This window comes from Sporosarcina sp. P32b (genome assembly GCF_002743335.1).
Lineage (GTDB): Bacteria > Bacillota > Bacilli > Bacillales_A > Planococcaceae > Sporosarcina.
The window spans coordinates 30,682-43,125 of sequence record NZ_PDZB01000014.1; the positions used below are offsets into that span (position 1 = coordinate 30,682).

General features: G+C 41.6%; 16 protein-coding genes. 2 read left to right on the plus strand and 14 right to left on the minus strand.

Annotated elements, in window-relative coordinates; genetic code table 11:
* Window positions 1–7: 7 nt before the first annotated feature.
* The 6 genes from CSV64_RS10605 to CSV64_RS10635 all read right to left on the minus strand — a co-directional run bounded on the left by CSV64_RS10605 (window position 8) and on the right by CSV64_RS10635 (window position 5,643).
* Window positions 8–1,312 carry a pyrimidine-nucleoside phosphorylase gene (locus tag CSV64_RS10605; RefSeq protein ID WP_099634457.1) on the minus strand — a complete coding sequence of 435 codons (1,305 nt, stop codon included), beginning with the start codon at window positions 1,310–1,312 and terminating at the stop codon, window positions 8–10.
* A 42-nt stretch (window positions 1,313–1,354) separates the two neighbouring features.
* Window positions 1,355–2,536: a NupC/NupG family nucleoside CNT transporter gene (locus CSV64_RS10610; RefSeq protein WP_099634456.1), complete on the minus strand. Its 1,182-nt coding sequence runs from the start codon at window positions 2,534–2,536 to the stop codon at window positions 1,355–1,357.
* A 195-nt stretch (window positions 2,537–2,731) separates the two neighbouring features.
* A complete protein-coding gene (locus CSV64_RS10615) occupies window positions 2,732–3,673 on the minus strand; it encodes a DNA-binding transcriptional repressor DeoR (RefSeq protein ID WP_099634455.1) in 942 nt (313 codons plus the stop codon).
* A gap of 574 nt (window positions 3,674–4,247) precedes the next feature.
* Window positions 4,248–4,685 carry an SMI1/KNR4 family protein gene (locus CSV64_RS10625; RefSeq protein WP_233190437.1) on the minus strand — a complete coding sequence of 146 codons (438 nt, stop codon included), beginning with the start codon at window positions 4,683–4,685 and terminating at the stop codon, window positions 4,248–4,250.
* 139 nt (window positions 4,686–4,824) lie between these two features.
* The gene (locus tag CSV64_RS10630; protein WP_099634453.1) at window positions 4,825–5,112 is read right to left on the minus strand and encodes a MafI2 family immunity protein; all 288 of its coding nucleotides are present in this window, start codon (window positions 5,110–5,112) and stop codon (window positions 4,825–4,827) included.
* 270 nt (window positions 5,113–5,382) lie between these two features.
* Entirely contained in the window at window positions 5,383–5,643 is a 261-nt protein-coding gene (locus CSV64_RS10635; RefSeq protein WP_099634452.1) for a hypothetical protein, read from the minus strand.
* 100 nt (window positions 5,644–5,743) lie between these two features.
* Between CSV64_RS10635 and CSV64_RS10640 the strand changes: the two genes are divergently transcribed.
* Window positions 5,744–6,760 (plus strand): DUF1646 family protein, encoded by a 1,017-nt coding sequence (locus tag CSV64_RS10640; RefSeq protein WP_099634451.1) that lies wholly within the window; start codon window positions 5,744–5,746, stop codon window positions 6,758–6,760.
* Between the two features lie 31 nt (window positions 6,761–6,791).
* Here CSV64_RS10640 and CSV64_RS10645 read toward each other — a convergent pair whose 3' ends face one another.
* The 7 genes from CSV64_RS10645 to CSV64_RS10675 form a co-directional block, all read right to left on the minus strand.
* Entirely contained in the window at window positions 6,792–7,229 is a 438-nt protein-coding gene (locus tag CSV64_RS10645) for a hypothetical protein (protein ID WP_099634450.1), read from the minus strand.
* A gap of 78 nt (window positions 7,230–7,307) precedes the next feature.
* Window positions 7,308–7,961 carry a hypothetical protein gene (locus CSV64_RS10650; RefSeq protein WP_099634449.1) on the minus strand — a complete coding sequence of 218 codons (654 nt, stop codon included), beginning with the start codon at window positions 7,959–7,961 and terminating at the stop codon, window positions 7,308–7,310.
* 237 nt (window positions 7,962–8,198) lie between these two features.
* Window positions 8,199–8,417: a hypothetical protein gene (locus CSV64_RS10655; RefSeq protein ID WP_099634448.1), complete on the minus strand. Its 219-nt coding sequence runs from the start codon at window positions 8,415–8,417 to the stop codon at window positions 8,199–8,201.
* Between the two features lie 19 nt (window positions 8,418–8,436).
* Window positions 8,437–8,907 carry a GNAT family N-acetyltransferase gene (locus CSV64_RS10660; RefSeq protein WP_099634447.1) on the minus strand — a complete coding sequence of 157 codons (471 nt, stop codon included), beginning with the start codon at window positions 8,905–8,907 and terminating at the stop codon, window positions 8,437–8,439.
* Between the two features lie 27 nt (window positions 8,908–8,934).
* Window positions 8,935–9,357: a hypothetical protein gene (locus CSV64_RS10665; protein WP_099634446.1), complete on the minus strand. Its 423-nt coding sequence runs from the start codon at window positions 9,355–9,357 to the stop codon at window positions 8,935–8,937.
* Window positions 9,358–9,762: 405 nt separating this feature from the next.
* Window positions 9,763–10,773, minus strand: coding sequence for a proline dehydrogenase family protein (locus CSV64_RS10670; protein ID WP_099634445.1), 1,011 nt, complete (start codon window positions 10,771–10,773; stop codon window positions 9,763–9,765).
* 88 nt (window positions 10,774–10,861) lie between these two features.
* Window positions 10,862–11,482 carry a DUF3298 and DUF4163 domain-containing protein gene (locus CSV64_RS10675; protein ID WP_233190438.1) on the minus strand — a complete coding sequence of 207 codons (621 nt, stop codon included), beginning with the start codon at window positions 11,480–11,482 and terminating at the stop codon, window positions 10,862–10,864.
* Between the two features lie 116 nt (window positions 11,483–11,598).
* Here CSV64_RS10675 and CSV64_RS10680 point away from each other — a divergent pair, with 116 nt between their 5' ends.
* Window positions 11,599–11,976, plus strand: a complete 378-nt coding sequence (locus tag CSV64_RS10680; RefSeq protein WP_099634444.1) for a nucleotide excision repair endonuclease — start codon at window positions 11,599–11,601, stop codon at window positions 11,974–11,976.
* A 34-nt stretch (window positions 11,977–12,010) separates the two neighbouring features.
* Here CSV64_RS10680 and CSV64_RS10685 read toward each other — a convergent pair whose 3' ends face one another.
* A complete protein-coding gene (locus CSV64_RS10685; RefSeq protein ID WP_099634443.1) occupies window positions 12,011–12,361 on the minus strand; it encodes a YolD-like family protein in 351 nt (116 codons plus the stop codon).
* Between the last annotated feature and the right edge of the window lie 83 nt (window positions 12,362–12,444).

The window sequence follows — 12,444 nt, forward strand, 5'->3', positions numbered from 1 at the left end:
CCTTTAATTATTTTGTAATTTCGTCATGCACAAGTGTTACAGGCTGTACTTTAGAAGCCGAAACTCCGTAAGCATGATAGATCTTTTCTTTTACGTCTTCGATATCTTCCGTGTTGCTGTGAATCGTCACGAGTGATTCGCCCACTTCTACTAAGTCACCGATTTTCTTATGCAGCACTAGCCCAACCGCCAAATCGATTTCGGATTCTTTTGTTGCGCGTCCCGCACCTAGAAGCATTGCAGCCGTACCGATTTCATCCGCAGTAATCGCAGAGACATATCCCGCTTCTTTAGCTGGCACGTCTATTGTAAACTTGGCCGTAGGAAGCTTCGAGAGATCGTCAATGACGGATGTGTCGCCGCCTTGGGATTGCAAGAACAGTTTAAACACTTCAAGCGCTTTGCCGTTTTGGATAACTTCTTCGAGCATTTTTCGTGCTTCTTCCGTCGAGTCCGCTTTTCCTGCCAAACGAACCATATGGCTACCGAGCGTCAAGCACAGTTCGTGCAAATCTTCCGGTCCATTGCCTTGCAATGTTTCGACGGCTTCTTTGACTTCGAGAGCATTTCCGATCGCATAACCGAGCGGCTGGTTCATATCCGAAATTACGGCCATCGTTTGACGACCGATTTTATTTCCGATTTGCACCATTTCTCCCGCCAGTTCACGAGCCATATCGAGGTCTTTCATGAACGCGCCTGTTCCGACTTTTACATCCAGAACAATTGCATCCGATCCCGCCGCAATCTTCTTGCTCATGATGGAGCTTGCGATTAACGGAATGGAACTGACCGTTGCCGTGACATCACGCAGACTGTAAATCTTTTTGTCTGCGGGGGTGATATTGCCGGATTGTCCGATCACCGCAATTTTGTTCGTATTGACAAGATCGAAGAATTCCTTGTCTGTAATTTCGATATGGAAGCCGGGAACGGACTCCAGTTTATCAAGTGTTCCGCCCGTATGACCCAATCCTCGGCCAGACATTTTAGCTACCGGGATACCAAGTGCAGCGACAAGTGGTGCTAGCACGAGTGTTGTCGTATCGCCAACTCCGCCTGTAGAGTGTTTATCCACCTTCACGCCTTCAATAGCAGACAAATCGACTTGGTCGCCTGACTCTACCATCGCCATTGTGAACTGCGCGGTTTCTTCCAACGTCATCCCTTGGAAATATACCGCCATTTGAAACGCCGACATTTGGTAATCTGGAATTGATCCGTCCGTATATCCATTGATGACAAATGAAATTTCTTCGTTTGTTAACACATGTCCATCTCGTTTTTTCTCAATCATATCTACCATACGCATAGCATCCACCACTCCTGTTTTTAAATTTATGTTTCATTTCTATTATAAAAATAGGCCAATGACAGTCGCTGAAAGGACTGAAGCCAATGTTGAACCCAAAAGTAATTTCAAACCATTTCTTGCCACTTCGTCTCCTTGTTTTGAACTTAACGCCTTGACAGCTCCTGTAATAATCCCAATGGAACTGAAATTCGCAAAACTAACAAGGAAGACAGATATCATACCTACTGCTTTCGTTGATAGGCCTGCCGAAATTTCCTTAAAACTCAACATGGCTACAAATTCGTTTGTGACTAGTTTGGTCGCCATGATGCTTCCCGCTTGTACACTGTCTGCCCAAGGCACGCCCATTACAAAGGCAATTGGTGCAAAGATATACCCCAAAATGGTCTGGAAGGAAACGTTGAACATCATTTCAAAGAGATAGTCGATTCCGTTCATCAACGCGATGAAACCGATCAGCATGGCAGCTACAATAACCGCGACTTTAAAACCATCCATAATACTTTCGCTGATCATCTGGAAGAATGACAACTTCTTCTTCGACTCGATCGTTAGCGTATCTTCTTCTTCCGATAATTCATAAGGATTGATGATACTTGCGACAATCAGTGCCGACATAATATTGAGCGCAATCGCCACTACGACAAACTGCGGTTCGATGATTTCCATGTATGCACCAACGATGGCAACACTGACTGCACTCATCGCGGAAGTACAAAACGTATATAAACGTCTTTTTGAAATATCATCCATTTGGTCCTTGATAGTTAAGAACACTTCGGACTGCCCGAGAACCGCAGAGGATACGGCTATGTAGTTCTCCATTTTCCCCATGCCATTCAACTTACTCAGAACGATTCCTACATATTTAATGATGAACGGTAAGATTTTGAATTGATTCAATATACCGATCAACACGGAAATGAACACGATTGGCAATAAGACGTTTAAGAAGAATACGTATTCTCCTTCATTTTCCAATCCGCCAAACACGAAGTTGACTCCCGTTACACCAAGATCAACTAGCTTCGAGAATAAAGCTGAAACAAAGCCAATCGAAACAACGCCCACTTTTGTATTTAACAAGATGAATGTCAAGACAAGCTGGGTCAGCAGCATAATCACAATCGGTTTATAGCGAATTTTCCTGCGGTCCACACTAACAATCAAACCCACGATTAACACGAGCAACAATCCGGTTATATAAAATACAACGTTCATCATACTTCCTCCCTTGCATGTTGGTTACGCTTACACTTTGCTTCTTACACACCATTTTCCTTAGGATGCCGTTGCGACCTGACTTTATGTATAGTATATCATAGACATTGAGCAGATGTGCAACGCAAGTGAAACATTGTTCATTCTGAATTAAAAAAAGAATCGCACTTATTAATAAGTGGATTCTCATGATTTCTATTGGTGGAGCAACAAAGCCTGTGCTGTGTACTGGTCGGTTATGAAGACGTTCGCATAACCACCCTGAAGCGCTCCGTGAATGGCCTCTACTTTGCGGTTCCCGCCAGCAACAAGAATGGATTTTTCTTTTTGCTTCAACTCTTCCAGCCGGATCCCAATCGTCCGGTCACTGACGGTATTCTCACATACTTCCCCTGTACGTTTAAAGAAACGTGAACAAATATCACCAATCGCTTCTTGATGGAGTTGCTGTTCTTCTTCGGCAGTCAAATAGCCGAGACGGAACAGCAACGATTCGCTGTCTACAGCGCCCACCGTGAACACGGCGATATTCGCTTGTTTGCCGAGTTCAATGAGACGGTGCATATAGCGGTCCGATTCAATCACGACTTTGACTTCAGGCGTGTCGACCAAAACGGGAAGCGGCAAGTAACCAGGAACGGTATGGAAGGCTTCGGCAAATTTATAAACCGTTTCAGAATCGTATGTATTGACGTCCGACAAGCCGATGCCGCCTTTGAGCTGGATGACCTCGACTCCTTTTACATCTTTTTTCTTCAATTCTTTGGCCACCTGATACATCGTCCGGCCCCACGTCACACCAAGAATATCACCGTCTTTTACGGTTCGATACAAATAGTCCGCCGCTTCTGTGCTGATAGCTTGAATCACATCCCGCTCATCTTCCACTGCCGAGTACGCAATTTTCACTTCTTCGATTTGATATTTGTGCTGCAAGGATTTTGCCAATTGATTATTATCATGAAATGGATCGATGATGTCGATTTTCACGTAGCCATTTTTTTTCGCTTGCTGCAGGAGCCGAGAAACCGTCGGCCTTGAGACGCCTAGTTTTTTTGAAATGGCGAGCTGGGTATAATCAAATTGATAGTAAAGTTTGGCTGCCTCTATGATAAGTTGCTTTTTATCGATCTCCAACGCAAGTCCCCCTTATGTTACGACCTAATCATGAGTCCGAAACTGCTGAACTAGGCTGAGTATATCACAATCGTAAATCAGCGGAAAGCCGCACTCACATTTCTTCCTCGTGAGGCAATTTCTTGAAGATCGTTTTACTCTTATAAGATCGACATCAGCTTCTTTAGCAACTCGTACATTTATCTTTCATACTAGCAATAATACTTATGAAAAACATAATCCATAAAAAGGGGGTTGTTAAAGATAAACCGACTTGTGAAAAGCCGCCTATTAAAGTAAAGATCATGATTAATGCAATGAAATACGCAAGTACTATAATTTGCCATAGAGGATTGAATCTTGGGACATCCTCTTTTTGAGGTCGATTCATAAAAAGGCCAATAAGAGTAATCACTAGTATGAGTACAATAAGTATTGATTTGTGTATATTTATAAAAGAAATCAACTTTGGGAAGAAATCATAAATCAGTAATAATGTGAGTGCTGCTAGTGCTATAATGCCCCAAATTTGACGTTTCACTTCACTTTGCATAACCTTTCCTAATTTTTTTCAGATAATGAACAAGCATGTTTTTTAAACAGATATTTCTCCAGTAATCCAACCTTTGAGAAACGTTTCGATCGAGGGCGCAATGGGACGTCGGCTATCATCTTCATGATCCCATACATAGATATTTTCATTCCAAGTAGTATCGTTTTCTCTCACATACGCAAATAAATCTCCATTGCCAGCATCTGAAAAGAATAAAAAATGGTCTACTGGCTGCATGAAATCTTGCCTTTCTTGAAGAGTCCTTAAAAATAAATTTTCTCTTACTACCTGTTCGGTTGACCACACAAAAGAAATTCCGTAGTTTCCAGACACGCCATTTGTTTCGTTGTATAACGCCTCAAGTTGATTAGGTAAATCCATGCCTAGTTCTTTTTTAATCGATGCGATCTCTGTTTCTGTTGCGGGTGATTCGAACTGACATTCATTTGATATATTATGTAAATATTCTTTCCACATCATCTATGCACCACCTGTAAATTGTTTTACTTTTACGTACTTCCCTTTATAACTTGTATAATTATATATTCCTCATTAACACCTCGAACTAGGTTTGACATATATAAGGTACCCATTTATTCGTTTCTAATTGTTTCAGTAGTCAAGGTTCCCATCTAACAAAAGCCCACTCTTCAATAGAATGAATATTTAGTGACGCGGGATGATATAGAAATTCTTCTTCTATTAGATGAATATCCGGATAGTCTGCTAAAACCTCTGTACTGGCTATACGTAATACTTCCATCTCCACTTCAGTTGGTTCGGCATCAAAAAACGCTTGCCATAGTAACTTATTATTTTCTTCTATAACTACCCTTAATCCTTTTAAATTCTTAGGAATAGCGCACAATAATGCTCTGTGTACACTAAGCGCTAGCGAATTATCCATTTTCATACTCCTAACATTTATTTTATAATCAGCTCTAACTCTTCTTAATCAACTTCAGGATAGAATCCATATTTAGTATTATTATACAGTTTCAAAATAGAATATACACTTCGTTCTTAAAACGTAAAAATTATAGGGTCAAATAGCAAACGACGATAGTAAAGACCATGATGAACTTCAGCATCTTTGGCAATCATATACGCACCAAACAACAAAGCCCCTCATTCATGTCCGTTCACGACATAAACAATGGGCTTATTTTTGTAAAAATCACTGCTCATCTTCCTCATCACACGGCGGTTTCCTAACAATCGTCTTCCCACTCGAATACAATCCACTTGCCGACAACCCCATAATAATGCCGCCCAGTATCCCCGACTTCCAATCATGGGGAAACAAGTAGAAGATCCCGCCACCTATGCCTAATAGTAAAGAAAAGATTGGAATCAGTTTCTTCGGCAATCCGTACATTTTCAAAATTTCCGTTAATCCGATAATAACGGGGATCAGTACAATATCTGAAACTTCCAATGCGTGTCCCTCCTCTTTTTCTATTCTATTCAGACTGTATGCAAGATGAATCGGCATTTTGCATACAGTGTAGAAGAAAGATTGCTGAAAGGAGATGCCCATGGTCACTGGATTGCTCATTATTTTAGGATTGGTGTTAGTTTTGCCGTTTACGATCCCTCGCATTGAACGTAATTTGGAATTGTTTTTATTCGTCATGGGTTGTGCTGCCGCATTTGTTAGTGGGGTGTTTCAATGGGAGTTGTGGAATAAGGCATTACACGATCCACTGCATATTACGCTCGCGGTTCTTATAGCGGGGATCGTGTTTCGCTGGATACGACACCCATTTGAGAAAGCAGTATTATCGGGTAGTCGAATCATTCCTTTTCGCTTATTCTTAGCGCTAATTATTATGGGATTGGGATTAATCTCTAGTGTTATCACTGCGATCATTGCTGCGCTAGTCCTCGTAGCCATCGCATCTGTCTTGCAAATGGATCGACTATCAGAAATCCGCTTCGTGATCTTAGCTTGTTATGCAATCGGCATGGGCGCGGTGTTGACACCGATCGGAGAGCCACTGTCAACGATTGCGACGAACAAACTGGATGAAGACTTCTATTACTTAATGAACTTGCTCGGGACAGATATTCTAGCGGGTGTATTCGTCTTTGGCCTTCTCGCATTCTTCCTAATTCGCCCACGCAACCGCTCGCGTCACCGTTCTTCCGGACAAGCGGCAGAGTCGTACATAAGCATTTTCGGGCGCGGAGTGAAAGTGTATATATTTGTTTTGGCTTTGACGTTGCTTGGTGCGGGGTTTGAGCCATTGATTACACTGTACTTACTCGATCTTCATCCATTGACGCTTTACTGGATCAATATGATTTCAGCTGTACTCGACAACGCAACACTCGCTGCTGCGGAAATCAGTCCCGCGATGGACGAACCAACGATCCAAGCACTGTTACTTGGCTTGCTCATTAGTGGCGGGATGTTGATTCCGGGAAATATTCCGAATATCATTGCAGCTGGTAAGCTCAATATTCGTAGTGGAGAATGGGCACGGGTCGGTGTACCGCTTGGATTGCTTGCGATGGTCGTCTATTTTGTCATTTTACTTTACAGACAATGAAAAAAGACCGCGTTTGCGCGGTCTTCTCATGTTACTCGATTACTTTCACCCAGACTCTATATTTTTTGTCATCAGTCTGAACCAGTTTCGTATTAGGACTCGGAGCGCTATTCTTCTTTGTGAAACCCGCTTCAAACGAAGGGGTTTTAATACTCTCCCCTATATTATCCTCTGAAGGCATACCGATTCCCATCGCATCCGTTACCGTCCACGTATCATCTTTCTCTTTGTTCAACTTTGCGACAAATATTTCTTCCGCGCCGTCTAATATCCCTTTATAGACACTGATGACCTTATTATTATCGATTTCCAACGTGCGATACATTTTCACGACTTCCGCAAAACCTTCCTCTGTATGAAGCTGTTCGAGTGCCTCTTGCGGTGTGTTCGATGTACTGTTCTTATCTGCGGTCTGACAACCTGCGAGTACCACCGCCATAAACGTAATATAAAATAGTTTCCGAAGCATGAGATCCTCTCCTTATCTATTTTATTGAATACCCTATTGTCGGCTATATTCAATCCTCATTTAATTTTTTATCTACAATTAAAAAATACGTTCTTTCTTTTCTTCGACTAATTTAAAGTGTACATCTGATGTCGATCCGCTAAAGATATGATCCTGCACATCGGAGATATCTAGTATTTCATTGAGCTCAATAAATTCTGCCTGATTTCCTTCTATTGTTATCTTATAGGGGCCTGCTATATTCATCAGCGACACCATTTTCATTTCTTCCTGGCCAAATCCAGTATCCATGAACTCCAGCTCGAATGATACGGGCTGATTGCTGTGATTTTTCAGAGTTAGCTGGCAGTCTCCATTCATCCGTTCACTGTCCTCTAATGTATCAAATGCACACTTGCCTTCCTGGTCGTAGGAAATCGCTCCAATACCACTCGCCAATGTTTCTTGATACGCCGTAACGAGATATAACGGGATCAACGCATACAGGAAGAGGACAAGTACAGCCAACACGACATAAAATCTCTTTAATCCGTAAATCAGAAGCGCCATTGCGATAAGGAATAAAGCAGTGCCTAGTATTCCTTTCCAGACGAGCCCATCCTCATTTTGAAGAGGAAACGACATGAACGTCACGGAAGATCCGATTAACGGATTATTAGGATAGGGAAAAAACAAAATCATGCAAATGGCAAGAAGTACCACGGCGCTTATAAGTGCGGTTCTATTTTTCATCACGGTGTTACTCCTTCTATTTAAAATGGATAATATTCTGACTTCTACTTAGTGAGTCTGTCTGCGATCGATTGAAGGATTTCATTTTTACGTTCTTGTAGTTTAAGGAATTTTAACGCAAACCAGACTGTGAAAATTAGGAATGCGATCGGAATGATGTACATGAATATGCTGAATATAGACAGAAACGAAAAAAGTAAATTATTGCTGTGCATATGTATTTCCTCCCTTCATGACTTAGGCTGACTGCTTCTTCTTCGGAAATAGATAAGATACTAATAATATAGCGATTGCGACTCCAAATCCTATATACATCCATAGATTTAGCGTCTTTTCAGGAAACGTATATGCCACTTCCGTCATATACAGAATCAGACGAACAATCTGTGTTCCCAAGACAATGAAAAGTGCCAAGTATTGCAACACATCGCGGGTATTTTTCTTTTGTTTCTCCACTTGTATGACCTCCCACTGCTCAGGATAGCAATTTCTCCATTGACACTACGGCAATCGACGTACCATCCGTTCTATGTAATATAGATTCTTCACACACGTGATAGCCGATGGATTGATAGAGTGAGATGTTTTTCGACACATCTGCCCGCACTTTGCATGCTACTACTCTCTTCCCTTGCTGCGTCGCATACTCCTCTAAATATCGTAATATCTTTTTCGCGATGCCTTGACCTTGTCTTTCCGGCACGACAGAGAACCTAGAAAAGTAGAGGCTTTTATCTTCTAACCGAAAACGAACCATTGCGACCGGCTCCTCTTCTATATAAGCAATTAACGCCTCTACACCACTTTGCATTTCAGTCGCGATACTTTCGACGGTCTCTTTCAACGCACTCGTCGGAGGTGTAGCGTGCTCGTATTCCTGAAACGCTCGGATCATTACGTCACGGATGACAGGAACGTCGGAAATGTTCGCTTTTATTATGTTCATAACCGTCCTCATTTCGTTTTATGCAAATTATGAATAGACAGAAGTGAATGCCGCCATATCTCCATTCTCAAACAGCTCGATCGTTTCATACTCTTTGTCTAATTGAACTTCATAAAATTGCTGTTTTTGAAAAGTTTTCGATTCACCTTGGTCTTGATTCTTATCATACAGAATGCGCAACGTGTCTCCGTCGCTTTCTATATCAAAGTTTGTAAAGTCCACGGCATAATCTTCCTGGCTTTCGTGGGCGGTATTAAAATAAATGACCAATTGATCGTCCGACGTGTCGTAAAATAAGTACACGCCATTTTCAGCTTTCGCGTGTTCGTAGAATTTCTGAGCGTCCTTACTCAAGTCCTTCATGGCGACTTCCTCGTAAGACAATGTTCGATTCGTGTTACATCCAACCAATACGACTGCACAAAGAACGATGATCCAAAGCTTTTTCATCAACTCTCCTCCTGTCATTGGTGTAATGAAGAGTGAATAGTACTTTAACTATCTCTAACACTACTATTTCCCATGTTTTCTGTAAAGTGAGTACAAAAAAACACTGCAGGGAAAGCAGTGTTTTGGAATCCAAGGAAGGAAGAGATAGTTAAAAATAGTGATTCGGGATTTGCGCTACAAAGGGGACGCTTTCTCTCTAATCCTATCGTTAGACTTTGATAATAGTAGAGACGCGACCGTGCAATGAGGGTCAGAGGCCTTGATAGAGCGGTAATCGTCCATCATAGAGCACTTACAGACCGCAATAGAGCGGTTATGCATAAACTATAAACTATGAGCGCTTAAACAAATTTATGAGCGCATCCACCTGGAAAGTCTAGATCCACGTTGCCTCTATCCTATCGTTCATCGATACCTCACCCAACCACCATCTTTTTTCTCGTCGCTCCCACGCTTGCTCAAGCGCCCAAGCACAAACGCGCTGGCTACTAGGCCAATCATAGTGTTCGTTTTCTTATTGAACACTTGCTTCACCATCAAGTTCATATTCTGCGGACGCTCCGCCAATCTGCGCATGAAGTACCCGTACCAGTCCTCGCCAAACGGTACGTATGTACAGAAATTATAGCCTTCTTTTGCTAACTGCAACTGCAAATCATGGCGGAAACCGTACAGCATCTGGAACTCGAATTGATTATATGAAATATCATGCTCTTTCACAAACTGCTTTACATGATTAATAATGTTGTGATCATGCGTCGCAATCGACGTGAATGTTCCATGCAATAAATGTTCTTCAATGATTTTAATATAATTTTCATCGATATCTTGTTTATCGGTATACGCAACGTCCGGCGACTCTTTGTATGCACCTTTTACTAGACGAATACGTGTATCGTTATATTTCTTCGTGTCATCTAATGCACGGTGAAAATAGGCTTGGATTACGGTTCCAATATTTTCATAGCCTTTTACTTTTAATTCGTCCAGCAAACGAAACGTCGGCTCAAGTCGTGAGTGATTTTCCATATCAAAATTCACAAACACGCCTACCTCGCTTGCACGTTTGACAATCTCTTCTACTTGTTGTTCGCAAAATGCATATTCAATGTCGAGGCCGAGCTGTGAAGGTTTAATCGAGATGTGCGCATCCACTTGATTTTCTTGGATCGCGTCCACTACAGATAAGATTTGTTCTTTCGCTTTAGTGGCCTCGCTCTTGTCGTACACAAATTCACCCAAATTATCTATCGTACATGAAATACCTGCTTGATTGAGCTCTTTGACACTATCAATCATTTCTTCGATGTTAGTTCCTGCCACAACTTGTTGGGCTCCTAATTGAAAGCCGTATTTTTGGGCAGCTTGATTCAGTAGTTGATTTTCAGATAGTCCGATAAAGAAATTTCTTAGCATAGTTTCCACCTCATTTGTATATTTCGTATATCGAAATTATAACACTATTTCGTCATGTAAGCCCATACATTTGTTTATTCATTTTGTTTTACGTTCCTATAAACGGTAACATGCGGTCTGCCGGACTATTTGGTTTGATGATATCTTGTAGATCAAGCAATGGAATCGGGAAATAGGGGAAGCCCGCTACGTAAGGTGAGATTTCATATAGTTGGAAGTAGACAACGAGACTCGTGTCTGCAAGGTAGAAGTCCTGATCAGGCTTGATTTTTGTAAATGGCTCAAGCACGGGCGTTTTCCATTGCTGTATATGACGTCTAATATATTCTGATATCCTCTGTACATAAGGACTGCCTGGCTTGAACATATCTTGCAGATTGTATTGTCTTCCCGTCTTCGTATCAAACGTCAGGGAGTTGACGTACGTCATCCCATGCGCTCCACCAGTGAATGAATAGACAATTAAGTTGATACTGAAGAGATCACGCTGATTATTTTTAATTTCGTACGTTGCGACCAACTCGACAAGGCTTGGGTCATGATAATTATTGTCTTCTAGCATTTTATTCATTTCCTTGAATAGTAATTGATTTAGCTTTTCTTGAACTTTTGGATCATCTAATTGTGTAATGATGGGATAATACACATCCACTTTCGGTCTTGTATTCGATATGTGATACGTTTGAATAACAGCAGGGTTTTTCATCATTTCATCCTTCCCAAGACATTTGTTTACTATATGCAAGGAATGGAGAGAAAGTTTCTCGCTTTTTATTTTGTCATATGATAGGATAAACACTGACTGATATAAGGATGTGAAGTAAAATGATCAATATTACATTACCTAAACCGGACGTAACGATCGTTCGCAGAAAACAAGAAATGGGACCGGATGAAACGCCGATTAAGCCAATCTATGGTTTCATCGATTTTCATGACATTCCACGTGATAAAGGCGGCCTTTTGTTGTTCTTCAACCAAAGCGACGAGTTATTATTCGTAGGAAAAGCACGTAAATTACGTCCACGTCTGAAAAAGCATTTTGAAGACCAAGTGTCTCCATTACGTAATCACCGTGAAGAAGTAGCAAAAATTTCCGCTGTGATCATCGATGATCCAATGGAACGCGAAATCTACGAAACGTACGTAATCAACACAGAGCAAGCAAAGTACAACGTAGAAAAAGCATTTTTCAGAGATTAAGCTGTCTGCCTTCGCAGGCGGCTTTTATTTTTGTCTATAAACCGTCTACTGCTTTGGACAACTGGACATCTACCACATCCGCTACATGAATTCTTTCCGCTCCAAATGGATCGCGCAGTACGATCGTCATCGTCTGCAAGTCGAGCGCTTCGATCTCCCCTTGATGAAAGCGAACCTCTCCATCATGCCAAGTCTTGATTGATGTCTCGCTACGTCTGCGCAAAGCCACTTCAAGAGTCTCCTGCATCGTTTGTAGCTCCCAATCGGTTAACTCAGGTCGTTCTATATATTCGTCTTCCCGTTGCCAATCACGTAGTCTCTCGAGGTGTTCAGGCAGCATAAGCGACGTCCACTTCAATTTCCCTCTATCTCGGTTCCTTTCCATCAGCTATTCCCCATTTCTTAAGCGTATGTATGTTCGTATTATACAGAACATACATTCTAAAATCAATGGTTAAAAAGACCATC